Raw genomic sequence first — 23,395 nt, forward strand, 5'->3', positions numbered from 1 at the left:
GTGTCGTTTGACCGAAAGTCTCCGTCTCGTCGCCGCGGGCTCTGGGTGACCGCCGCGATCGGCGTACCCGTGTTGCTGGTGACCGCGCTGCTGGTCGGCCAGGCCCTCACCCCGAGCTCGACGGCCCCCGAGGACCGCACCGTGGTGGTGGCCGACCCGACCCCGAGCAGTGTGGAGCAGAGCCCGGAGGAGTCGATCCCACCGGCCGCGCCCGCCCCGGACGGGCTGCCGGTGGTCGACTACGACCCCGCACCCAAAGGGTTCCCCGCCGATCCGGCCAGCATGGACGTCACGCCGCTGACCGAGGGCGCGCACCCGACCAGACGGATCGCCGCGTACGACGCGCCGGGCGGTCGTCCGCGCGCCTTCCTCGAACCGACGATCCGCGGTGTCGAGCTGACCATGCCGATCGCCCAGCGGCGCGCCGGCTGGACGGCCGTCCTGCTGCCCTCAGCCAACCGACGGCTCGCCTGGCTCCCTCCCGGCGGGTTCGAGACCGTGCCACTGCGCGACCAGATCGTGGTGGAACGCAAGGTCCACCGGCTCACCTGGTACCGGGCCGGCAAGGCGGTGCGCTCCTGGGAGGTCAGCCTCGGCCAGTCCGGCCAGGAGACGCCACTCGGGCGGACCTTCATCCTGGGCCGCACCCCACCGCCGGAGTCGGTCTACGGCGGGGTGGACATCTACGCCCTCGGTTCGGTGCCGGACGACCCGGAGTCGGTGCCCGACGGGCTGCGCGGCGCGCACATCGGCGTGCACACCTGGCACAACGACGACGAGTTGGGCGAGAACACCACCAACGGCTGCATCCGGCTGACCCGCAGCGGTCAGCGGGAACTGCTCGCCGAGGTCCGCCCCGGCAGCAGCGTCGTCGTGGTCGACCAACTGGCCGCCCCGCCACCGACCGCCTGAGCGCCGGAGCGGACGGTCACTCGCCGAGCAGCCAGCCGTTCTGCTCGGCGACCCGGATCGCGTCGGCCCGGTTACGCGCACCGGTCTTGCCGATCGCCGCCGACAGATGGTTGCGTACCGTCCCCTCGGACAGGTGCAGCACCCGGGCCAGGTCGGCGACGGTGCCACCGCCGCGCGCGGTCCGCAGCACCTCGGTCTCCCGCTCGGTCAGCGGGCTGACGCCGACGGCCAGCGTCTCCGCGGCCAGTGTCGGGTCGACCACCCGCAGGCCCGCGTGCACCCGGCGGACCGCGTCGGCGAGCTGCCGGGCCGGGGTGTCCTTGACCACGAAACCGCTCGCACCGGCCTCCATCGCCCGGCGAAGGTAACCGGGTCGACCGAAGGTGGTCACCACCAGCACCCGGCAGGTCGGCAGCGCGGCCCGCAACTGGGCGGTGGCGGCGATCCCGTCCAGGCCGGGCATCTCGACGTCCAGCAGGGCGACGTCGGGGGCGCTGCGTCGAGCCTCGGGCACCACCTCGTCGCCCCGGCCGACCTCGGCGACCACGGTCAGGTCCTCCTCCAGCGAGAGCAGGGCGGCCAGCGCACCCCGGACCAGCGCCTGGTCGTCGGCGAGCAGCAGCCTGATCGGCGCGGGTTCGGCGCTCACCGGGCATCCTCCGGCGCGTGCACCCGCAGCAGAAAACCGTCGCCCTCCGGCCGCTTACCCACGGTCACCGCCGCGTCGAGCCGCCGCGCCCGCTCCCGCAAGCCGACCAGCCCGTGCCCGCTCGGGTCGGGAGTGGACGGGCCACGGCCATCGTCACTGACCTCGACCCGATCCGGGCGCACCCTGATCACGCAGCACCGCGCCCCGCTGTGCCGGACCACGTTGGTCACCCCTTCCCGTACCGCCCAGCCGAACAACTGATCCCACTGCTGCGGCAGCTCCGGCACCTCCGTCGACACGTCCGCCGCGATGCCCGCCGCGGCCAGCGCCGAACGGGCGCCGGCCAACTCCGCGGCGAGACTGACCTCGCGGTACGCCCCGACCGTCTGTCGTACATCGGCCAGCGCGGTCCGCGCCAGCGCCTCCACCTCGGCGATCTCGGCGGCGGCCCGCTCCCGGTCGACGTCGAGCAGGCGCCCGGCCAACTCGGCCTTGATCGCCACCACGGTCAGCGAGTGCCCGAGGATGTCGTGCAGGTCGCGGGCGGCGCGGGCCCGCTCCTCGGCGACCGCGAGCCGACCGATCTCCTGTTGGGCGGCCCGGAGTTCGCTGTTGCGCTGGGCCAACTGGGACACCCCGAACATGGCGAACGAGGCGAGCAGCACCGCGAAGACGATGCCGTGCTCCGCCTCCCACCCCGCCACCAGCTCGGACGTCAGCACGGGGGTCACGGCGCAGAGCACCACGACGGCCAGCGACTCCCCCAGCGGCAGCAGGAACACCGCCGCGGCGGCAACGTAGACCAGAGTGGCCAGCCAGTCCCCGCCGGTGCCCGGCATACTGGCCAGGCCCACCGCGAACAGCAGCAACAGCCCGGCCCGGGCCCGACCGACCGGAATCGGCAGCAGCGACTGACGCAGCTTGCGGGCCCACTGGAACAGCAGCACGTAGCCGACGCTGAACGCGACCAGGGCCGCCACACCGACGAGCCGCCGCCACGGCGCCGGCTGGTGCAGCGCGGTGGCGAGCGGCACGTTGAGGAAGAACAACCAGACGGCGGCCAGCAGCCAGCCGGTGACCCGCCAGTGGCGGCTCACCGGCCGGGGCTGCCCGGTCGAGAGGTCCATCGGGTTCACGCTAGCGGCCCGGCCGGTCAGACCCGCGCGGTGTCCCGGCGGAACAGCCGGGCTGCGCCGACGCCGAAGGCCAGCGCCCAGACGACCACGTTGACCACCGCCGCCATGCTCACCCCGTCACCGGTGAGGGGGGCGCGGGCCAGCACCCCGATGCCGTAGACGGGAGTGAACTTCGCGACCTGCTGGAGCACGTCCGGCAGCACCTCGACCGGGACGAACAACCCGCCGAACATGGCCAGCACCGCCAGGACCGGGCCGATGATCTGCATGACGTTCTCGGCCGGCGCCAGGTAGCCGATGAAGAGACCGAAGGCGGCGAAGACCAGCGAGCCGATCCAGGCGGCGAGCCCGGACAGCAGCCAGACGGACGCCGGGACGCGGACGCCGGCCACGGCACCCACCAGGAACTCGACGACGACCGCGAGCAGACCGAGGCTCATCGCGGTGATCAGCTTCGTCGCCACGTACGCCGCCGGGCGTAGCGGGGTGAGCCGCAGCTGCCGGCTCCAGCCCAGCGCCCGCTCCGTGGCCACCGCGCCACCGACACTGGTCGTCGCCACCATGGCCGCGTACACGGCCAGGCTGATCATGACGTACGCCGTCACCGGCTGACCGTTGTCCAGTGACCGCCCGCGCTGTGGCAGGCCGAAGATGAGGAAGAAGACGCCCGGCATGATCAGCGTGAAGGCCAGGGTGCGGCGGTTACGCAGCACCCGGCGCAGCTCGATGCGCAGGGCTCCCAGGGCGAACCCGCCGAGGGCGGGCAGCCGACGATCCGGCGCGGTGGCGCGGGTGGGGGTGGCGGTGGTCATCTCAGGCTCCGGTCTGCGCGGTGGTCAGGGCGAGGAAGGCGTCCTCGAGGTTGCGGGAGGTGATCTCGACGTCCCGCGCGGCGGTCCGGGTCAGCAGGTACCGGGCGATCGCGTCCGAGTCGCCGGTCCGCACCAGCACGCTGTCGCCGCGCACCTCCACGGCGTCCACGCCGGGCAGCGCGGCGAGCGCGGCCTGGTCGGCCCCGGGCAGGGTGGCCCGCACCGTACGGCCGGCCGCCAGGTTCTTGATCTCGGCGGTGGTGCCGTCGGCGACGACGCGCCCCTGCCGGACCAGCACGATCCGGTCGGCGTAGGCGTCCGCCTCGTCCAGGTAGTGGGTGGCGAAGATGACGGTCCGTCCACCCCGGGCGTCACGGCGGAGCGCCTGCCAGAAGTCCCGCCGACCCTCGACGTCCATGCCGGTGGTCGGCTCGTCGAGCACCATCAGGTCCGGGTCGGGCAGCAGGGCCAACGCGAAGCGCAGTCGCTGCTGCTGACCGCCCGAGCAGCGCCCGACCACCCGGTCGGCGATGTCGGCGATTCCGGCCCGCTCCAGCACCTCCGCAGTCGGGCGGGTGTGCCGGTAGAAGTGGGCGGTCATCTGCACCGTCTCGCCCACGGTGAGGTCCTTGAGCAGCCCACCGGTCTGGAGTACGGCGGCGACCCGGCCCCGGGCCACCGCGTCGTCCGGGGTGCCACCGAGGACGCGGACGGTGCCCGTGTCCGGGCGGGACAACCCGAGCAGCATGTCGATGGTGGTGGTCTTGCCCGCGCCGTTCGGCCCGAGGAACGCCACCACCTCGCCGGGCTGCACCCGCAGGCTCAGCCCGTCGACAGCGGTGACCGCGCCGAAGCTCTTGGTGAGGCCGTCCAACTCGACAGCCGGATGCGTACTGGTCATGCCACTGATGCTCGGTCAGCGCGTACCCCGATGCCCGGAGCGGTCGTCACGCCCCGACCATGACATTTGTCAGGAGACCAGGCGCCACGGAGAGTGACCTCCGCGCGAGCGAACACCGCGACGAGCGTGATGCCTCTGAGTCATCACGATGCCCCTGAGTCATCACGCTCACCGCCACGTCCGCCCCCCGAACACGACAGGCCGAGGCGAGCAACCGGCGGAGGAATTCCCGACGCGGCAGCGGGTAACCGCCGCCCCGGATGCCGCGATACCGGGGGGACGCGATGGGTGCCACGCCGCAGGGGCAGGTCGACACGGTCGTGCTGATTCACGGGCTCTGGATGACGCCGCGCAGCTGGGAGGGGTGGACGCAGCGGTACACCGCGCGCGGCATGCACGTCATCGCCCCCGCCTGGCCCGGAATGGACCGGTCCGTGGAGCAGCTGCGCGACGATCCCACCCCGATCGCCGAGCAGAGCATCGCCACGATCGTGGCGCACTACGACCGGATCATCCGGGCGCTGCCCCGACCACCGATCATCATGGGGCACTCGTTCGGCGGCCTGATCACCCAGCTCCTCGTCGACCGGGGCCTCGGCGCCGCAGCGGTCGGAGTGCACCCCGCGCAGGCGAAAGGGGTGCTCAAGGTGCCGCTGAGTCAGCTGCGCTCGGGCTTCCCGATCCTGCGCAGCCCCGCCAACCGCAACAAGGCCGTCCCGTTCACGAAGGACGACTTCGCCTACACCTTCGGCAACGCGTTGAGCCGGGAGGACTCCGACCGGGCCTGGCAGCGCTACGCCGTCCCCGGCGCCGGTCGGGTCTACTTCGAGGGCGCGTTCGCCAACCTCGACCCGCGCTCGCCGGCCCGGGTCGACTTCGGGCGTGACAACCGGGCACCGCTGCTGCTGATGGCCGGCGAGATCGACCACGTGGTGCCGGCGTCGGTGGTCCGCGCCAACGCCGCGCTCTATCAGAGGTCCCGCGCCCTCACCGCGTACGAGGAGTTCCCCGGCCGGTCACACTTCACCGTCGGTCAGGACGGCTGGGAGAAGATCGCCGACTACGCGCTGGACTGGGCGCTGCGGGCGGCGGCCCTGCCCCGGGAGGCGACAATCGCCAGCGAGACCCCCCGCCGCTGACCCGCCCATCGCCCACCCTGACGAAGGAACTGGTACACCCACTACTGGACGATGACGAATCGTACGGGTTCGTCCAGCACCACGGCAGCGCCCTCCAGGTCGGCCAGGCGCGCGGCCAGCGTGGCTGCGGCCAACCGTTTCGGCAGGGCGGCGCCGAACTTGAGACCGTCCACGGCCTTGTCGTTGACCTCTGGCAGGCACAGTCGGGTGGCGGCGTCCGCGGTGAGTGCCCGCCAGGTCGCAGGAGTGACGTCTTCCCGTAGTCGGATGCTGTTGCCGTCGAACCGCTCCACCGGATCGACAACTTCGCCCAGCGTGGCGGTCAACGTGGCATTCGTCCGGAAACCCGCCCAGGTCCACCAACGCAGGTCACCGCTGCTCTCGCGGGCAATAACAGTGCCACCGGGATGCACCAGGTGCAGTTTCTCCTCGCGCTCCCGCGCCAGGCGAGTCAGCGCACGACGGGTGAGAGCGACGGGAGGCTCCGCTCCCAGCAGCACCTCACGCATCGCCCGGGTGATCTCGTGACTGCGGTACGCCCACCCGGTGCCCGTCCAACGGGCACGTCCGCCGCCGTCGGCGGGCTCGACGAAACACCGTCGACGGCGCCAGTCGATGTAGGTGACGCGCCAACTCCGGCCGCTCAACAGCAGGCGGCGTTCGCCCCGGACCTCCTCGGTGAGCAGGCTGGGATCGATCCGACCCAGCTCGCTACGGCCCAGGAGGACGGTGAACTCGGGCGGCCCGGTGAATACGGCCGTCATCTCCATGAAGTGGCGACGGCCGAACCGCTCCTCAGCGGTGGGACCGATGAAGAGCATGCCCTCGTCCTGCTCCAGATAACCGTGCTCGACGAGGTGTCGAACGATCGGTCGGGCGTTCTTCGCAAAGGGCGGCAGCTCGTTCCAGGCCTGGATCCAGGTTTCCGCACCGATCCGATGCTCCTGAAGGCAGAGCGCGAGCACCTGTTGGGCGACGATGTGCCGAGGTTCCGGCGGCGCGGTGACCGGCTCCACCCAACCTCGCGACCAGAGCAGGAGCAACGCGGCCGCCTCCACGAGCGGCTGGCCACCGAGCGTGAGGAACAGGCAGTTCCGGCTGCTTCCCGGACGGCGACCGGTGCGTCCGAGCCGCTGCAGGAAGGACGCTACGGTAGGTGGCGCGTCGATCTGGATCACGCGGTCCAGATCACCAACGTCGATGCCGAGTTCGAGGGTGCTGGTTGAGACGATGACGCAGTCCCGTGACTCACCAAACGCCTGTTCCGCGCGGCGCCGCTCGTCCACGGACAATGACGCATGTGAGAGGAAGGTGGTAACGCCCTGCTCCCGCAGCAGCTGTCCGAGCTCCTCGACTGTCTGCCGGGATTCGCAGAAGACCAGCCGCTTCTCGCCCGGATGCAGCGCGGCGATCACGGCTGCGGCGTTGGTGAGCGAGCCGACATAGTCCAGCTCGATCTCGCCCGCTGGTGCGTCACCCGCGATATGGACCACCTCGGGTGCGACGACCTGGGCCGGCCGGCTGCCCGCGCCAGAACCCTGGAGCCAGGTGAGCAGGTGGTCGGGGTTGCCGACGGTGGCGGAGAGCCCGATCCGCTGCAGGGGCCGACCAGCTACCCGGGTCAAACGTTCCAAGACGGCGAGCAGGTGCCAACCTCGGTCATCTCCCGCGAAGGCGTGCACCTCGTCAACGACCACCGCTTGGAGGCTGGCGAAGAACTGGCGGTGGTCGACGTTGGCGCTGACCAGCATGGCTTCCAGCGACTCAGGTGTGGTCAACAGGATGTCCGGCCGTTCGAAGAGCACGCCCCGCCGCCGCGAGGCGCCGACATCCCCGTGCCAGAGGGCGACCTGCCGTCCAAGCCAGCCGGCGTACTGCGCTAAGCGAGGCTCCAGGTTGTTGAGTAGCGCCTTCAGCGGGGCGAGGTAGAGCACCGAGGTGCCCGTCCACTGGTGCGTGGCCATCCGGGACAGCAGCGGGAACAGTGCGGCCTCCGTCTTGCCGCCGGCCGTCGGGGCGAGCAGAAGGGCATCCAGGCCGCCCTGCACAGGGGCGATCGCAGCACGCTGCAGTGGACGCAGGTCTCGCCAACCCAGCGTGTTGACCACGTGGTGCACCACGACCGGGTCGAGGTCCGGCACCACGTCAGATCGTCAGTTCGATGTCGTCGGCGCAGGCGGCTGCGTTGCGTTCCACCTCGGTCAGCTCGTCGGCCCGCAGGGTCAGTGCGTAGTGCTGCCGCGGGTCCCAGTCGGCGAACTGGTCCACCCGATCGAAGACGTCCGCGACGAGCTTCTTGAGGTAGACGCGGGGTGCCACCCCGACCCGACCGCCCAGTGCTCCGGTGACGGCCCGGGCCAGGGTCGCGAGGTAGCCGTCGTCTACCCGTGCGTCGACCTGCTCACTGGCGTAGATGTCCCGGACCCTGCTGCCGAGTTCCACCAGGGCGTCGACGGTGAACCCGGGCAGCCGCAGTTGGGTGGCGCGGGGGTTGTCCCAACGCGGGTCGGGGCCGAGGTCGGTGGCGAGTCGTTGCGCGAGTGGCGCGAGCCGTTGGACGCCCTGCGGGCCGTCGAAGAACGCGGGCGTCCCGGTGATTACCAGCAACAGGCCAGGGAAGCGGTCGGCATGGACCTCGTCGATGAGCTGTCGGAGGGCGTTCAGTGCCTTGTCCCGTGCGTCAGAGCGCACCCGTTGCAGCGTTTCGACCTCGTCGAGCACCAGCAGAAGCCCCCGGTGCCCGCTGTCACGCATGACGGTGAGCAGCCCCTGGAGGAAGCTCAGCGCGCCGTAGTGGTCAAGGTCGCCCTTCACTCCGGCCGCGCGCCGGGCGGATGCCGCGACGTGTGGCTGACCGCCGAGCCAGGCGGCCAGTCCGTCGGCGGTGAGGTGGTCACCGCTGGCGCTGGCGGCCCGGTAACCACGCAGGGCGGCGGCGAAGCCCGGCGTGCTCCGGGAAATGTCACCCAGCCGGCGTTCCAGCAGCTCGCCGACTGCTCGATCGAGCGCCTCGGCATCGTCCTCGGCGACCGTACCCCCGGCGAGCACGTCCTCCTCCAACGCGAAGATCCAACCGTCGAGTACGGGTCGGAACGCGCTCGGGGCGAACTGCTCAGTGCTGAGGTGTTCGACCAGCCGCCGGTAGACGGTCTCCATCCGGTGCAGTGGTGTTTCTAGCTCGGAGATCTGCACCTCCGCGGCGGAAAAGCCGCGGCGCTTGGCGCGCTCGGCCAGCCACCGTGTGAAGAACGTCTTGCCGGCCCCGTATTCGCCGCGCACGGCCTTGAAGACGCTCCCGCCGCTGGCGACCCGTTCCAGGTCGTCGTCTAGCGCGGTGGTGAACCGGTCCAGTCCGACCGCGAGTGCGTCGAGTCCGTTACTCGGGACTACCCCGCGCCGCAGCGCATCGACGATGTCCCGGCGGCGGCGGGCCGACAATTCCACGGTCACCGCGGCTCCAGCTCGAACTGCTCGATCAGCAACGCGCGGTTGAGGTGAACGGTGCGACCGTCCGCGTCGACGGTGATCACGGGATAGCCCTCGACCTGAAGGAGCCGACGCAACACGGTGACGGTGCCGTTGATCCTGTGTGCAGGTACGCCGGACCGGGCGGCGAGGGTGTCGAGGGTTGCCCGGTCACCGCCGGCGATCAGCGTGGTCAGCAGCGCGGCGACCCGTTCGTCGGCCAGGGGCAGTCGAGGGTCGCGCCGTTGGGCGTAGCGCTCACTGGAGAGCAGGGCCGTCACCAGGTCAGGCGGAGTGGGGACAGGCCGCAGTGCGGCAGCCGACGCGACGACAGCCGGCGCCAGGTCGAAGAGACCGTCGGTCTGCTGCTCGACGGATTTGCGCGGGCGACGCCGGGTTGCCGGCGCGGGTTCGGCCGGCGGGGGCGTGCTCTCCGTCAACGGTTCCCGCCACCAGTCCGGGCTGGCCACCGGCGCGCCTGCCCAGCCGGGCACGGCAAGGTCGTCACCAGCGGTCAGCACGAGCAGTGGGATGACGGCTTCCGCCGGTGCGGCGCCGCCGTGGTAGCCCGCCTTGCGCGGCCCGTACCGCACCTCCTCCCGCCAGGGCAAAACGACGGACCCGCCGCCCAGCGCCACCCGGCTGCCGGCGACGGCCACTTCGGCGTCGCCGGGCGGGTCGGTCGGCGGTCGCCACCGGTTCTCACCGCTGACGCTGGGCAGGGTGACTGACTCCGGGCCCCGGTCCACGACGTGGCCGTGGTCGGAAACGATGACGACCACCCGGTCCGGGTCGCCCGCAGAGGCCAGCAGGTCACCGACAGCGGTGATGGTGTCGTCGCCCCAGACGGTGGTACCCGGGTCGCTGCGGTCCAGGGCGTCGTCGATCGTGTTGACAACGGCGGCGACCAGGGGGATCGACTTGTCGTCGAGGGCGGCGAGCACGTCCGGGTCCAGGGCTGCTCCGGCTCCGGCGCGCAATGCCGACTTGTGCAGCAGCCGCCCGGCGGCGAAGCGTTGCTCGAACGCCTTCCGCTCGGCCTGCTGGCCGCCGGCAGCGATGCGCCCGCTCAGCAGGCTGCACCGGCTGGCCTCGGTGACGGTGGGCAGGGCCGCCAGCACACCCGTGCGCGGGCCGCCATCGGGGGTGAGTTCCACCCAGGCGCCGCTGCGGGTGACGGACTCGGCCAGCTCGGTCGCGGCGGCGACACCCATGCCGTCCATGACGAGCATCAGCACCCGGCGACCGGTGTCGAGGACCGGCTGGACCACCCGGTCGAGCACGTCTTCGACGCGCAGTAGCGCACCGGGCTGTATCTCGGCGTTGGTACCGGCGGCGAGCAGCGTGGCGAACTGCTGGTCGTGCCGAGAGCGACGGGCGTCGACAGCCCGGTGCAGCAGTCGATACGCCTCGGCGACCTGTGGGTCGGGATCCCCGGCGAAGACGTCGAGCCGGGCCCTGTCGACCCAGCCGTCCTGCCGGACCTGCCGGTGCAGTGCGTCGAGCAGGGTGGCCGGTGGCGGGCCGTCGGTGGTGTGCAGCCAGCGCAGCAGGCGGACGGCCATCCGGGCGGTCTCGACCCGGCGCGGCTCGGCGGCCCGGTGCTCCTCGACCGTGGCGAGGGCCGACTGTGCCCGTGCCACCGCCGCCGAGAGCGCCGACCCACCGGCCGGCACGGCGAGTCGTACGGCGTCGGCGAAGGCCCGCAGTCGCTGAACGAATCCGCTGGGCAGGACGGTCGAGGCGCCGAGCAGTGCGTTGATCTCGACCTCGGCGGCGATCGCCTCGGCCCGGCGCAGCATTCGCATCGCTTCGTCCCGGCCCTTGTCGCCCGACTCGACGGTCCGGTAGACCCACGACTCGGCCGCCTGGTGCAGCTGATCGGCCTGCTGCGGGCTGAGCCGAAGGCCGCCGAACCGGGGCTCCAGTCGGGTACGACCGACGGCTGCCTCCACCTGGACGGCACCACCGGTGCTGGCGGGCCAGAGCAGCCCGGCGAGCAGCCCCAGCGGGATGACGTCGACGCCGTGTCCGGCGCGTACGGCGGCCATCATCGGGACGGCAGCGTGGCCGGCGGTCCCGGTCAGGTACGCGGTGATGCCGTCGGCGACGGCCTCCGGCAGCTGGGTGAAGCGCAGTTGCCGCCGTGCGTCGGTGCTCCACTGCACCAGGCCGCTGTCGTCGAGTTCGGCGGGTGGCAGGTCGAGCAGTTCGGAGGTGAGGCTGCGCAGCGCGTGGTCGCGGGTGAGGATCGCGCCGGGCGGGGCCGGCCAGCCGTCGGCCGGGGCGTGGTCGGTGAGCGCGTTGGCGACCCAGCGTCCGACCCGAACCAGGGTCGGGTCGAGTGCGGCCACTCCGCCGAACATCTGCCGGACCAGGTCCCACGGATCAATCTTGCGCACGGTCTGCTTGCTGAGGTGGGCGAGGACCCCATCGCCCAGTTCGGTGTCGGTCAGCTCGGTCAACAGGACCAACCGTTCGCCGTCGGCCCGGTCGTGCAGGGCGGCGCGGGCGGCCAGCGGAGTGGGACATGGAACGACCCGGACCCGACAGCCGTTGACGCTGAACACCGTTTCGGCCGGCCCGTCGGGGCGGGCGGTCAGCGCGATGGCGTCGGCCGGATCGTCCTCGGCCAGCCACGCCTCGACCTTGCGGCGGATCGCGTCGGGTTGGGCTACGCCGACGGGCACGCTCACGATCCCACCTCAGGACGACCGGCCGCGGATCCCGCCGCGCCGGCTCGGCGGTGTGCGACGCGGCCGACCGCCGAGCCGGTCACCGGATCTCCCAGGTGACCGTGAGCCGCCGCCCGGCAGCGACCTCGGCCGTGATCTCGGCAGCGACCTTCTCCCAGGTGGCCGCATCGGCGACCTCGCGACGCTGATGGGCGACCGCGATCAGCCGATCGCCACCGGCCACCGCGACCGGCCCAGCCCCACCGGTCCCCTCGATCTCAGCCCCACGGCCCGGCCCGCCACCGCCGCCATTCGCGGGCACCTCGACAGGGCCGGACTCGCGGGGCGGCTGCTGCCCCGGCACCGTGACGGTGGGGATGGTCCCCCCGCCGTTCGGCGTACCCCCGGGGTTGTTGACTGTGGGGTCCTGCGGCGGGTTGGTGGCGAGCAGCGCCGCCGACGCGTCGACTGCCGTCTGGAGGGCGTCCACCAGGTCCTGCCCGTGCTGCTGGTGTCGGGCGACCTCCCGGAGCTGCCCGATGATCGCCTGCGCCTGCTCGTCGTGGGCGGCCCGGGCCGAGATCGCCTGGAGCAGGGACCACTGGTGGCCTCGGGCCATGGCGGCAAGGATCGTTCCCGCCTGGCTGAGCAGCTCCCCGACGGCCTGGTCGTCGACGTCGCCCAGGTCGGCCCGAGCAACCGTTTCGACCAGCACCACGTCGTCGCGCTCGGCGGCCAACTCGGTCACGAGTCGAGCCGCTCGGCGTGCGGTGGCGAGCCGGCCCGTTGGGGCTGAGGTGTCCAGGCCCAGCACGTCGGCGTGGGCTTCCAGCGCTTCGACGAGGTCGCGCGCGGCTTTCGTGCGCGTGCTCGCCGCCGTGCGCAGCGTTCCGGCGAGTTCACCGAGGTTGGCCGGCGTCCGCCAGACGGGCAGCACGCCGCCGAAGATCGCCGAACCCCGGCGGACCGCGTCTCTCCAGGCCTGCTCGTCGGGCATCGGTGGGTGGCGCAGCTCCAGCTCGTCGCGCACGAGGGCGAGGTTGCCCACGTCGACCTTGCCGCCGTGCTGGTACCAGGCGAGCTGCTGCTCCAGCCCAAAGACGACGATGATCAGGTTTTGCAGCTCACGGTCGAAGCCGAACGCGGCGGGTTCGTCGATGAGCCGACGCAGCACGTGCACCGGGAAGTGGTCGGTGTAGCCCTCGTTGGCGGCGGCCTGGAGCAGGTGTTGACTCCACCGGCAGGTAGTCGTGTTGAGCACGTAGCGGCCGTCGATCAGCTCACCGAGGCGCAGGTTGTTGCAGACGCGCCGGAGGATGCGCTGGTCGACCGGGTTGGGCACGCTGACGCCGCGAGCGGGGTCGACGGCGGCCAGCCGGGCGTACTCCAGGATCTTGGTCATCTCGCTGCGGGTGACGGGCTTCTCGTCGTCCGGCATTGCCGGCCGGCCCGGGTAGGACCAGGCAAGGAGTTCCCCGGTCAGGTTGTGGAACGCCTCGGCGAGGGTGCCGCCCCGGGGGTCGCCGACGTGCAGGCCTTCGGCGAGGGTGTGGAACACCCCGATGGCATCGTCCTGCACGTCGGAGCCGCGCGATGTGGCCGACCCGTACGCCTGCATCATGGCGCTGATCAGCGTGCCGCGCAGTTGGGTCTGGCGCTGCTGGAGGTAGACCCGGCCCTGCTGCCGGTCGGCGAGGGGCCAGTCGGCGGCCAGCGAGTTGAGCCGGTCGCCGGTGCCGTTGCCCAACAGGTAGTTGATCCTGGCGAGCTGGCCGACCTTGCCCATCAGCTCGTCGGTCAGGAAGTAGGGCAGCCAGAAGACCGTCCGGGAGCCCCGTTCCAGGCGCTCGATCCGGGCGCGGTCCGCGCTGCGCTCGTAACCCTGGGGGTCGAACGGATAGTCGATGATGATGCGCCACGCCTCGCCGGTGGCGATCAGCGCGGAGACCGGCATGGTGTCGGGGTCGCGGACGTTGCCGAACTTGACCTGGACGGTGTGCTTCCGGCCACGCCAGTCGCGGGCGTGCAGCAGCTCACCGAGCTGCCCCTCGGCGCCGGCGATGCCCATCTCGGCGGTGACCAGCTCCCGGATGAGCTGCTGCCGGACGCCGGTGGTGGTGGCCTCGTCCTCGGGGACCAGGTCGAGCAGCTTGTCGTAGTCGACGGTGTGCAGCTTGAGGCTGACCACCGGGTCGGGGGTCTTGGTGAGGTGCAGCTCGCCGGCGCCGTCGGCGACCCGGTTGAGCCGGTTGAGCACGATCTGCCGCTCGTAGCCGGGGATCGGCGAGGTGATCGAGCCGAAGTTCAGCGCGTGCAGCTTGGCGGCGGTGAGGTTGTGCAGGGCCGGCACCTCGGGGACCAGCGCGCCGAGCAGCACCGTCTTGACCAGCTTGTCGTCGAGCTGGAACTGCTGGTGGCCGGCCGCCTGCTCCTCGGTGATGCCGTTGAGGTTGAGCAGGATGGGGCGCAGCTTCTGGGTGTAGAGGGTGCGGGCGGCCTGGAAGAGCTGCTTGAGCTTGGGCCGGTCGGGCAGTTCGCCGTGCAGCACTAGGGGGTCGAAGAGGGCGGCCACCCCGATCAGGTCGTTGACCCGCAGGGTGTCCCGGCGGTCGACGAGCAGCTCGGTCATCACCTTCAACGCGGTGCGTTCCCGCTGCAACGCCTGGGAGAGGGCGACCAGGGTGGCGACCAGGGCGGGCGAGAACGGGTAGAGCTTGCGGAAGGCGGCGGCGTCGGAGCCGATGCCGGCGTCACCGTACTGGGCGCCGAGCAGCAGGGCGTCCCAGACCTCCCGGTTGCCCTTCACGGCGGCGAAGGCGTTGTCGATGACCGCCCGACCCTCGTCGGTGAGCGGCTTGAGCAGCCGCTTCTCGGTGATCTCGGGCAGGTTGGTGTCGGCGAGGACGATCTCGCCGAAGCGGCCCTGGACGCTGCGCATGACGTGCGCGAGGGCCTCACGCTCGGTGCCGCCGACCTGGGGGCCGAGGAAGTCCTCCAGGTTGCGCTGCCGGGCGACGAACGAGATCAGCGGCAGCGGCCGGGTGGCGTCGGCGGACTCGATGAGCTTGTTGAGCTTCGCGCCCTCGGTGTTGACGAAGGTGTGATCGCTGATCTTGGTGGAGAGCCAGAGGATCAGCTCGTCAAGGAAGAGCACCAGCGCGTCGTACCCGAGAGCCTTGGCGTGCCGGGTGATCACGGCGAGGCCGGTGTCCAGGTCGAGGTACTCCCCGCTGCGGACCGCGCCCGTGAAGAACGTGCTGGTCAGCGCGCTGACCAGCCGGTCCCGCTGCTCGGTGCCGGGTACCGCCGCCGCAGCGGCGGCGTAGCTCTGCGGGGTCCAGCCGTCGGCCTGGGCGCGCAGCGCGGCGAGTGAGAGGCCACCACCGGCCGCCGGGGTGCCGCCACCGTCGCGCAGCGCCGCGAAGAAGGCGTCGTCGCCCATCCGCTCGCGCAGCCGCGCGGCGTCGTTCAGCAACGCGTCCGACCGGTGTACGGCGGGGACGGGCGCCTCGGGGTGCAGCCTGGTGATCTGGTTGAGGTACCCCTCCAGGACGGCCTGCTCGACGGAGCGCGCGTCGAGCATGTGGAAGGTGAGGGTGAGCAGCTTCCGGTCGCGCAGCCAGGGGTCGGCGGCGAGGACGGGCTCGGCCAGGCCGCGCACCTCTCGGGCTGCCGGGTTGTGCTGGAGGATCTCCCGCAGCACCGCCATGAAGTGCGATTTGCCGGAGCCGAACGAGCCGTGCAGGAACATCGCCTGGGAGCGGCCGGTGGTGACGGCGTGCCCGATCCGGCGCAGCGCCTCGGCGAAGTTGTCCCGGAGCTGGTCGGTGACCACGTACCGGTGCAGGTCGGCGCCCTCGGCGGCGCGGACGACGAAGTCGCCGTCACCGACCGAGGTCGGAATTTCGATCACGTCCCGTAACAGGGTCATCGCCGCTCCTCGCCCCCACCAGCTCCCCGTGACGCCGGCGTCACCGGCAACCCGCCGATCCTAAGGCGTCACCGCAGCAGGTCCCAGCCCGCCGGCCCGGCGATCAGGAGATGCGTTCGGCCGCGCTCACCGCCGCCGGAACCGCCGGGAACACTCACCCTCGTGGTCAGGCCGGAGCAGACACCGACGGCCGCCCGGCATGAGCCGGTCGCAAAAGACCCAGTGGCGTACGTTCTGGTCGTCTTCGGTCGACACGGTCGTGCCGCCCGGCTCGGTTTGCGGCAGGACGTACGTCCAATGCGCCACCACCCGGGCCAGACGCTGGGCGGAGACCAGGTCGTTCACGACCACCGGCAGGTGGATGACCCAGCGCTCGGTCACCGGTCGGACCCCCGCTCGTTGCGGGCACGGGCCTGCTGGGACTGCCAGCGGCGCAGCGCGTCCTTGACCCGGTCGGTCTCCCGGCGGCTCTGCGCCAGCGCTTCGTAGACGACGGCCAGGTCACTGGCGACCCGGTCGAGGAAGTCGCGCACCTCCTGCGGGTCGAGCCCGCGACGACCGAGCGGGGTAGGCCGGAAGCCCCGCTCGCGCACCTGCCAGGGCCGCAGCGGATGGTAGGCCGCCGAGCGGTAGCAGGTCGGCCCGCTGACCGACCGTTGGCGATTCCGGGCACGCCGGAAGAAGACGCGCATGACAGGACCTGCCTCTCACCGTCGAGATTGACCTGTGGATGGGGTAGGCCCACCGGCCCACCCCGCACCGGCGAACCCACCCCGGCACCTGCCACCGCAGCCTTCAATCAGCAGTACGACAGCAGGGCCTGTCGAGCAGCCAGGAAGGTGAGCGTCTTTCGTCACTCACGCGACCCACGGCCTCACTCATCGTGCAGGTCTGCCGGCAGTTTATGCAACTCCCGATTCGGGAGTGTGTCGTTGCGAAGCAAGTCCGATTACGCCAAACTGACGACTATGACTGGAAGTCCGACCGTCCGACGTCGACGCCTGGCTGCCGCGCTTCGTCGCCTCCGCGAGCAGACCGGCATGACCGCCGACCAGGCCGCCAAGGAGGTGGGCATCTCGAAGTCGGCGATCAGCCGGATCGAGAACGCCCAGGTCTCCGTCATGCCACCGGTCGCCCGCGGCCTCCTGGAGCTGTACGGCGTCGAGGGTGACGAGGTCGACGCACTTGTTCAGGTGGCCCGCGACGCCCGCAAGCGCGGCTGGTGGCAGGCGTACGACGACGTGCTGCCGGACTGGTTCGAGGTCTACGTCGGACTGGAAGCGGAGGCGGCGGAGATCCGCGCCTTCGAGCCGCAACTGATCCCCGGCCTGCTCCAGACAGCCGACTATGCCCGCGCGGTCATCCGTGCCGAGCATCCGGACGCCTCCGGCGACGAGGTGGATCGGCGAGTCGAGCTGCGAATGCGCCGGCAGAACACGGACACTCCCCCGAAGCTCTGGGTGGTGCTGGACGAGGCAGCCCTGCGGCGGCCGGTCGGCGGTGCCGAGGCGTTCCAGGCGCAGTTGCGACGGCTGGTCGAGGAGGCGGATCGACCTGGCCGCACCATCCAGATCCTGACCTTCGGGGCAGGCGAGTACGGGTCGATGGGCAGCGCCTTCAGCGTGCTGACCTTTCCCGAGCCGGCTGATCCGGGGGTCGTCTACGTCGAAACCCGCGCGGGTAGCCTCTACCTTGAAGGCCAACAGGTCAGGGAGTACAGCCGGGTCTTCGAGCATCTGGTCGCTACGGCGGCCAGCGCCCGGGAGTCACGCGACCTGATCCGGGGGGCGATCGACGAGCCATGAGAGGACGGCGCGGGTGGAAGAGGTCAACCAGGCAGCGGTGACCTGGCGCAAGAGCACCCGCAGCAACGGCTCCGGCAACTGCGTCGAGGTCGCCGACAATCTGGCGGGCGAGGTCGGGCTGCGAGACAGCAAGGATCCAGCCGGTGCTGTTCTCACCTTCAACCCGGAGTCATGGTCTCTCTTCCTCCGGGCCGTCACGAATACGACGCTCAGCGACTGAGGCAGGCAGGGGTAGCGGCCACTTAACGCCGCCGACCTTCCAACGCTCACCCACTTCTGTCAGGCAGACCGACTGCGAGCGAACTCCGCAACCTGCCGTCCGCGCAGTTGCTGTGTCTCGTTCCCATTACGGACGTAGAGGTTCTCATCCTCTCCAGATACAACCCAGGCGACCCCGGGGAACCTTCGGACCGTCAACACAACCAGGTCATGCCCGTCCAGCGTGTGCTTGGCGTATTCAACATACTGCGAAACGATGTCAGTCCCGATCTTTTTGCCCAGCAGACTCCCCATGAGCCACCGCTCATACTGATCAAAGCTGTTGCGGCACGTGCTCAAGTCTTCCACCAACCCTCGAGGCCGCCCATCGTCATTAGCGCCAATCACTAGGGTGCCCCCGTCGGTGTTCAAGAATGCCGCAACAGTCTTGACGACTGCATGCTCCATAGCTTCGTCTTTCTTGGCACTTCGAAGGTTCCAGCGCGCAGTGGACTTGAACTCCAAGTGCAGGCTTTCGGTCTGCGACAGCAAGCTGCGGAAATCCCGCCGCTTCTGGATATCGCCAGCGAAGATCGTAGGCCTTCCTGCGAGGCCGTCCAAGGCCACAAGACTCGCCGAACGCTTCAATCCTTTAGGCTCGGCGGGGATCAACAAACCAAGGCGCTGGAGCGCCAGCGCAGAGATCTCCCCGTCAACTCCAATGCTTCGCCACTCATTGATTTCTTCCTCCGTCCCGGCCCGCAACATCTCAGCCATATACGGATGATACGACTCCAGGGTCCGAATGATCTCCCGCCAGTTTCTCCCCGCCTGATCCTTCCATTGCCCGAACGCTGCATCGACATGACCTTTCCTGATTCCTATCGGCGATGAGATCTGCGAATCGTCAAGCAACTCGTCGAGGGCCGCTCTCCTAACCGCCGAAGCCAGGTCACGCACGAAGAAGGGAAAGCCTCCAGTTAGAGAATGCACAGCAGATAGGGAAACTTCGTCCCATTCCAGCATCATCGACGTGCCCAGGTCACGGACAAGGCCCGTGGACTCAGCCATGGAGAACGGTGGGAGGAAGTGAGAATCAACAAACCCGAACAGCGGATTATCAACCTCGTCAACAATCATACTTTGATCAAAGAACGCAGTCGTTAGACCAGTGAAGAAAAGCGAAAGGTTCCTCGTGGCCTGAGCAGCTCTTCGGAGCGACCCAAGGAAAAGGCGCACTCTCTCCGGCGAGACTTGCGAAAGCCTGCGCAGATTCTCGACTTCATCGACGGCAATAACGAAATTAAGCGACGCGTTGCGCTCCGCTACATGGATCAACCGTGCCGACAACTCGCCAAAGGTCCTAGCCTCATGCTCACCTTCAGGGCCCAGCCAGATGTTAGACCGCGCCTCACGCATGCGGCGTAGGACCGTCAATAAATCTTGAGAGATCTGATGCGGAATATCGTCCACACCGTCCGTCGACTCCAAGTCGCTGAGAACAAGGGCGAGCCCTGAAGGCTCCTCCCGTCGTTGCAACTCCCTCAACAAGGAGGTTTTGCCCGAGCGGCGCAGCCCGAAGAGCCCTATTGAACGCCCGTTACGCAATTCGGCAGAGACAGACTGGATAGTATCGAGACGACCAAAGAAGTCCCGCCCGGTTACCGGATTCTTGCCACCGTATAGGTCTCGCGATGCCAATACCGTCGCTATCGACTTCCGAAGATCGGTCGTTATCCCGTCAAGCGTACCGTCCAACATCGGCACCCTGGCAACCAGAGAAGTGGCGCCATCCGCATTCCAGGCCTTCAAATTCTTTGGCAGTGAAGGATCCTTGGAGTAAATGAGCGATATGTGGGAATCAGGGGTGAATCGGACGATGCCGAAGAGGCGGCGCTGAACGTCTGCGATCTCCTGTCTGGCAGCGTCAACCATTTTGTTGAACGATCGACGCTGAAACTCCTCGTGAGGACTGAAGAGGAACAGAACCTCTCCGTTTATGGAGAGAATGTCCTCCATTTCCGGCCCGAGTCGACCGAGCACAATCCACGACTTCTTCAGGTCCGGATCACGCGACTCATGAAAGAAGAACATGGGGTTGCTATTTCTTGCCGTCCGTAGCGCCCTTTCGAGTTGGACAGCTTCTGGGAACTTGCCGAAGAAGGTCTGCCGGAATCCATCGAAGCTCGCAGGCATGAGCGAATGATACGACAGCGGGCAGGATTGGAGAACACCCTGACTTGCGTTGCCGCGACGGTGACTGCGAAATACAAGCTTTTCGCCGCTTTGTCACCATCCGGTCTAGCCAAAGAATGCACTCTAGGCTTTGCTGTGAGGATGGCGTCGCTTGATCCACTATCGGTATTCCGGCTGTTGATCTACCTTCATGCGGCCGATGCGGTCGATCAGGTGCACGCGCGCGTCGGGGCCGCGCTCGGGGGGCGTCAGGTCGAAGGGCTCGACGACACCCGCTTCAACGGATGAATTGGCTCATAAGCAGAAGATCGAGTGGTGCAAGGGCAAGCGCGGGCGGAAACAGGGTAGGACGCATGCCTTGGCGGTTCACGTCCTTTGACTGTCCTCAAAGAACGGCCCGCAGGTCTTGGTTAAAGGATCTAGGCGGCCGGCCCGTGCTGCCCTTCGCCCCGGCGGCCTGGGCCACCTTCGTCCAAGGCTTTAGGGCGTGGACCCTCTGCCACGGACTGTTATCGGGGCAGCCCTCGAACTCTCGGAGCTGCGCCCCGGTATCTGGATCGCCTGGCGCTCTTGGCGCCTCTTGACACCTCGTGACGCTCATCAATAAGGGGTTCACGCGCATGCGCTCCGGGTCGTCCGCGAAGGCGTGGAGTCCCCACTTGCCTCGTCTCGGCGACGAGGTATGTTCCAGCGCCGGCGCGATCGGGGAGTCGCGTGTCCGGGGGCGCGATGACAGGGGGTTGGATGGCACCGAAGCCCAAGATCCAGAACGCGGATGAAGCGATGCGGTGGATCACGGAGGGCCGCACCTATACGTGGATGACGGCCGAGCACGAGCGGAAGTACAACATCCGTATCAGCCCCTCTGGCTGGAGCTATTTCCGGCGCACGCACGGCATGGGTCCCCGGCAGGTCCGCGACGAGGAGCTGATCCCGTGGGGGGTCGAGCCTCGGCACAAACACAAATACCTGCTGGTCCTGCTCCGCGCAGAGGCGCGACGTCGCGCCGGCAAGACACTGGACCAGAACGACAGCTACCGAGTCGACGCCCTCCTGCGCGAGTTGAAGGAGCGGCACGCCGTGGTGCACTACGACCCGGACACGGAGGACGGCTTCCACCTGGTACCGCGGGAGCCGGAGGACGAGGACATCATCCGTCAACCCGCCAAGGTGACGAGGAAGCGCCGGTCTCGGGAATCAACAACTTTTTGAGAGGGCATCGACCGCGGTTGCAGCGAAGTGCAAGGATGCGACCATGATCCGGCTGATCGCGGACGACACCTGGGACGGCTTGGAAAACTATCTGCGGCAGGCGACCCGCAAACGCGCTGCCATCGCCTACGTCGGATCGGCCGCCGCTGACCTGCTCAATCTCGTGTCGGCTGATCTGATCATCATCGACGGTTCCGACGCCGCGCTCGGAGCCGGTCTCGTGGACCCCGCCGTCATCGGGGCCTGGGTCACCGCCGGTGTCGAAGTGCGCTCCCTGTGCGGTCTGCATGCCAAGGTGATGCATCTGGAGGGCAGACGGACGCGCGTCGTGATCGGTTCGGCGAACGCTTCCGCTCACTCTCGCGATCGACTGCGGGAGGCCGCCGTCGTAACGGACGACGACGGGCTGTGCGCGCAGGTCGTCGAGCAGTTGGACGTGTGGCAGGCCGACAGCGATCGGGTTGACGCAGCGTGGCTGACGCACGCACAGCAGGTCTATCGCCCTCCTGTTATCGCATCCCCGCCGCGCGCCAGCCGGCGGCTTTCCCGCCTGTGGGTGGGCATGGCAGTCAACGAGCCGACGACAATCTCAGGAAAGGCTGCGGCGGTGGCAGAGCGGCTGGAGCAGCGCCACGGCCACGGCGCCGTCCTGCCGTGGCGCATGTACCGAGGCGACGAGCGCATGGTCCGTCAGGGTGACGAGGTCGTTCTGGTCGACGTCGGCCCGATCAGGCAGGAACCACGGAAGAATTCCCGAGCCTGGCCACCGGCCCGGGTCGCACGGGTGGTGATCGAGGAGCGACGCCGGCCGGTGGCCTTCCTGGTATGGCCGCACAACACCGGTGGTCTTGGCACCTGCCCGTTCGAGAAGGTGAGTGAGGCTGTCCAGGCAGTTGGCGGTGAGATCGACTGGCGCGAGCCCTTCGAGGCGCAGTCCCCCGAGGCGAAGGCTCTCCGCAAACTCTGGCCAATGCCGGGGGTCACCGGGTGAGCTTCACGGGCGCGCAGACTTTCGTCGATGTCGACAGCCACCGCGCAGCCGTGATGGTCGCCGGCAAGGGCTCTTGGATGATCACGGACATCAACACGTTCACGACAACCTTGTTGGGACGTATGTGCTGGTCGACGTCTCGGGGGCCATCACGGTTCTTCATCGCACCTGGCGGTTGCCACCGCCGGGGCAGCCAGAGCGCCGGGCACCGCAGTGTGGCGTCGCGTCGCCACTGCTCAGCCCGGTCTTCTGCCTCGCGGTGGGCTGCCGCTTCCCGAACGGCGCGTGCCCAGACGAGGTGATCCGGTCAATAGCAGGGCATCGCACGTCAGCGTCCAGCAGGCATAACCCCTCTGATCGCCTCGCCGAGAGTCCGGGCAGGAACGTTTCCGCACGTGGACTCGACGTTCAGAAGATCAAAGGAGCGCTGCACTCGCCCCAACTCTTTGCCGAGTCGCCGGACTGCTTCGTCTCGGACTTCCGGCGGCTCGGCCATGAAGTCGCTGCATAGGGATTCCGCGGTGAGTGCCGAGGTACCGTCCGTCATCTGCCCAACTACCACCGGCGTGAAATAGCCCGCAAGGTAGATCACTAGAATGACAGCCAATGCCGCCTGAGCGAGGCCACCAAGAGAGAACGAGTAGTTTCTATCCCCGATCTGGATCTTAACGTTGCTCTTTGGGCCAGCAATCACACTTCCGGCGCCCACATCACCACCGATGATCATGCCCCCGCGGTCAGCGTGCTGTGTGTTCGTTTTGACCGGACCCATAGTAATGTGGTGAACAAGATCCGAGATCTTGATGTCGAAGGCCGAATCCCGCCCGGCCTCCTGGTTGATCGCCAGCGTCAAAAGCTCGTGCGCCTTGGGGTCATTGGGATAGTCGACGAAAGCCTGGTACGCCTGGGTGCCCCGGAAACGCTCTTGAAGGACACGCCGCAGCTGCACCAACTCGCCTCCCACATAGTTCCCCATAGCTCCAGAAAGAACATCCACAACCAACGTTCCCAAGTCCGTTTCTTCCACGCAACTCAGTATTCCGGGAAGCATGATCATCAACATGGACCGTTCGGGTGTTCGAAATTGAACCAAGGTGTCGAGGACGCGTGAAGAATGACCCCGAGGCGTCCGGCGAACTTGTTGATCAAGTTGAGGGTCTCCTGGCAGTCTCGCCGTGCTACCTTATGCAGAAAACGGGCGAGAGAGTTACGCGTTGATCGGCACGCCTGAAGATCTTGGCTCACGGTTCTTGAGTTTGTGACCCCGCCATGCCGCCGACAATCGGGAAAGGTCACTAGCCTTTGCGGACGGACACTTGACACGCCGGGCGGCGGGCCCCGTCAACTCGGCTGCAACGACCCCACTGGTACTC

The 23,395-nt window shown here is 68.8% G+C and carries 19 protein-coding genes; 7 read left to right on the plus strand and 12 right to left on the minus strand.

Features of this window, described 5'->3' with window-relative positions:
- The gene (locus EV382_RS17965; protein WP_130403408.1) at positions 1-912 is read left to right on the plus strand and encodes a L,D-transpeptidase family protein; all 912 of its coding nucleotides are present in this window, start codon (positions 1-3) and stop codon (positions 910-912) included.
- Between the two features lie 16 nt (positions 913-928).
- Here the strand turns inward: EV382_RS17965 and EV382_RS17970 are convergent, their stop codons facing one another.
- The 4 genes from EV382_RS17970 to EV382_RS17985 are packed head-to-tail and all read right to left on the minus strand — an operon-like array spanning position 929 to position 4,410.
- Positions 929-1,561 (minus strand): response regulator transcription factor, encoded by a 633-nt coding sequence (locus EV382_RS17970; RefSeq protein ID WP_244236745.1) that lies wholly within the window; start codon positions 1,559-1,561, stop codon positions 929-931.
- Entirely contained in the window at positions 1,558-2,688 is a 1,131-nt protein-coding gene (locus EV382_RS17975; protein WP_130403410.1) for a sensor histidine kinase, read from the minus strand. The genes EV382_RS17970 and EV382_RS17975 overlap by 4 nt, the downstream gene beginning before the upstream one ends.
- A gap of 26 nt (positions 2,689-2,714) precedes the next feature.
- Entirely contained in the window at positions 2,715-3,509 is a 795-nt protein-coding gene (locus EV382_RS17980; protein ID WP_130403412.1) for an ABC transporter permease, read from the minus strand.
- A 1-nt stretch (position 3,510) separates the two neighbouring features.
- Positions 3,511-4,410, minus strand: a complete 900-nt coding sequence (locus tag EV382_RS17985) for an ABC transporter ATP-binding protein (RefSeq protein WP_130403414.1) — start codon at positions 4,408-4,410, stop codon at positions 3,511-3,513.
- Positions 4,411-4,694: 284 nt separating this feature from the next.
- Between EV382_RS17985 and EV382_RS17990 the strand changes: the two genes are divergently transcribed.
- Positions 4,695-5,549 (plus strand): alpha/beta hydrolase, encoded by an 855-nt coding sequence (locus EV382_RS17990; RefSeq protein WP_130403416.1) that lies wholly within the window; start codon positions 4,695-4,697, stop codon positions 5,547-5,549.
- Between the two features lie 41 nt (positions 5,550-5,590).
- On the opposite strand, the gene EV382_RS17995 is transcribed toward EV382_RS17990, so the two are convergent.
- The 6 genes from EV382_RS17995 to EV382_RS18020 all read right to left on the minus strand — a co-directional run bounded on the left by EV382_RS17995 (position 5,591) and on the right by EV382_RS18020 (position 16,312).
- Positions 5,591-7,690: a DEAD/DEAH box helicase gene (locus tag EV382_RS17995; protein ID WP_244236746.1), complete on the minus strand. Its 2,100-nt coding sequence runs from the start codon at positions 7,688-7,690 to the stop codon at positions 5,591-5,593.
- Positions 7,691-7,694: 4 nt separating this feature from the next.
- A complete protein-coding gene (gene brxD, locus EV382_RS18000; protein WP_130403420.1) occupies positions 7,695-8,999 on the minus strand; it encodes a BREX system ATP-binding protein BrxD in 1,305 nt (434 codons plus the stop codon).
- Positions 8,996-11,710: a BREX-2 system phosphatase PglZ gene (gene pglZ, locus EV382_RS18005; RefSeq protein WP_130403422.1), complete on the minus strand. Its 2,715-nt coding sequence runs from the start codon at positions 11,708-11,710 to the stop codon at positions 8,996-8,998. Before pglZ ends, brxD begins: the two co-directional genes overlap by 4 nt.
- Positions 11,711-11,789: 79 nt before the next feature.
- Positions 11,790-15,620, minus strand: a complete 3,831-nt coding sequence (locus EV382_RS18010; RefSeq protein WP_130403424.1) for a BREX-2 system ATPase PglY family protein — start codon at positions 15,618-15,620, stop codon at positions 11,790-11,792.
- Between the two features lie 126 nt (positions 15,621-15,746).
- The gene (locus tag EV382_RS18015) at positions 15,747-16,001 is read right to left on the minus strand and encodes a hypothetical protein (protein ID WP_130403426.1); all 255 of its coding nucleotides are present in this window, start codon (positions 15,999-16,001) and stop codon (positions 15,747-15,749) included.
- Entirely contained in the window at positions 15,998-16,312 is a 315-nt protein-coding gene (locus tag EV382_RS18020; RefSeq protein ID WP_130403428.1) for a DivIVA domain-containing protein, read from the minus strand. Before EV382_RS18020 ends, EV382_RS18015 begins: the two co-directional genes overlap by 4 nt.
- Positions 16,313-16,588: 276 nt before the next feature.
- Here EV382_RS18020 and EV382_RS18025 point away from each other — a divergent pair, with 276 nt between their 5' ends.
- A complete protein-coding gene (locus tag EV382_RS18025) occupies positions 16,589-17,425 on the plus strand; it encodes a helix-turn-helix domain-containing protein (RefSeq protein WP_130403430.1) in 837 nt (278 codons plus the stop codon).
- Between the two features lie 13 nt (positions 17,426-17,438).
- A complete protein-coding gene (locus tag EV382_RS18030; RefSeq protein ID WP_130403432.1) occupies positions 17,439-17,645 on the plus strand; it encodes a DUF397 domain-containing protein in 207 nt (68 codons plus the stop codon).
- Positions 17,646-17,704: 59 nt separating this feature from the next.
- Here the strand turns inward: EV382_RS18030 and EV382_RS18035 are convergent, their stop codons facing one another.
- Entirely contained in the window at positions 17,705-19,819 is a 2,115-nt protein-coding gene (locus EV382_RS18035) for an ATP-binding protein (protein WP_130403434.1), read from the minus strand.
- A 141-nt stretch (positions 19,820-19,960) separates the two neighbouring features.
- On the opposite strand from EV382_RS18035, the gene EV382_RS32820 reads away from it, so the two are divergent.
- The 3 genes from EV382_RS32820 (at position 19,961) to EV382_RS18045 (ending at position 22,022) form a co-directional block, all read left to right on the plus strand.
- On the plus strand, positions 19,961-20,107 hold the full coding sequence (locus tag EV382_RS32820; protein WP_165435820.1) for a hypothetical protein: 147 nt from the start codon (positions 19,961-19,963) through the stop codon (positions 20,105-20,107).
- A 456-nt stretch (positions 20,108-20,563) separates the two neighbouring features.
- Positions 20,564-21,031 carry a hypothetical protein gene (locus EV382_RS18040; protein ID WP_130403436.1) on the plus strand — a complete coding sequence of 156 codons (468 nt, stop codon included), beginning with the start codon at positions 20,564-20,566 and terminating at the stop codon, positions 21,029-21,031.
- Positions 21,032-21,074: 43 nt separating this feature from the next.
- The gene (locus tag EV382_RS18045; protein ID WP_130403438.1) at positions 21,075-22,022 is read left to right on the plus strand and encodes a phospholipase D-like domain-containing protein; all 948 of its coding nucleotides are present in this window, start codon (positions 21,075-21,077) and stop codon (positions 22,020-22,022) included.
- A gap of 328 nt (positions 22,023-22,350) precedes the next feature.
- Here EV382_RS18045 and EV382_RS18050 read toward each other — a convergent pair whose 3' ends face one another.
- Positions 22,351-23,049: a hypothetical protein gene (locus EV382_RS18050; RefSeq protein ID WP_165435821.1), complete on the minus strand. Its 699-nt coding sequence runs from the start codon at positions 23,047-23,049 to the stop codon at positions 22,351-22,353.
- Between the last annotated feature and the right edge of the window lie 346 nt (positions 23,050-23,395).

This window comes from Micromonospora violae (assembly GCF_004217135.1).
In the GTDB taxonomy this organism is placed as follows: domain Bacteria; phylum Actinomycetota; class Actinomycetes; order Mycobacteriales; family Micromonosporaceae; genus Micromonospora; species Micromonospora violae.

Bases quoted from the DNA above. Each gene is read 5' to 3' on its own strand.
- EV382_RS17975 (WP_130403410.1), bottom strand. From the start codon at position 2,688: ATGGACCTCTCGACCGGGCAGCCCCGGCCGGTGAGCCGCCACTGGCGG.
- EV382_RS32820 (WP_165435820.1), top strand. From the start codon at position 19,961: ATGGCGTCGCTTGATCCACTATCGGTATTCCGGCTGTTGATCTACCTT.
- EV382_RS18035 (WP_130403434.1), bottom strand. From the start codon at position 19,819: ATGCCTGCGAGCTTCGATGGATTCCGGCAGACCTTCTTCGGCAAGTTC.
- EV382_RS17990 (WP_130403416.1), top strand. From the start codon at position 4,695: ATGGGTGCCACGCCGCAGGGGCAGGTCGACACGGTCGTGCTGATTCAC.
- EV382_RS18020 (WP_130403428.1), bottom strand. From the start codon at position 16,312: ATGCGCGTCTTCTTCCGGCGTGCCCGGAATCGCCAACGGTCGGTCAGC.
- EV382_RS18025 (WP_130403430.1), top strand. From the start codon at position 16,589: ATGACTGGAAGTCCGACCGTCCGACGTCGACGCCTGGCTGCCGCGCTT.
- EV382_RS17985 (WP_130403414.1), bottom strand. From the start codon at position 4,410: ATGACCAGTACGCATCCGGCTGTCGAGTTGGACGGCCTCACCAAGAGC.
- EV382_RS18010 (WP_130403424.1), bottom strand. From the start codon at position 15,620: ATGACCCTGTTACGGGACGTGATCGAAATTCCGACCTCGGTCGGTGAC.
- EV382_RS18040 (WP_130403436.1), top strand. From the start codon at position 20,564: ATGGCACCGAAGCCCAAGATCCAGAACGCGGATGAAGCGATGCGGTGG.
- EV382_RS17980 (WP_130403412.1), bottom strand. From the start codon at position 3,509: ATGACCACCGCCACCCCCACCCGCGCCACCGCGCCGGATCGTCGGCTG.
- EV382_RS18045 (WP_130403438.1), top strand. From the start codon at position 21,075: ATGATCCGGCTGATCGCGGACGACACCTGGGACGGCTTGGAAAACTAT.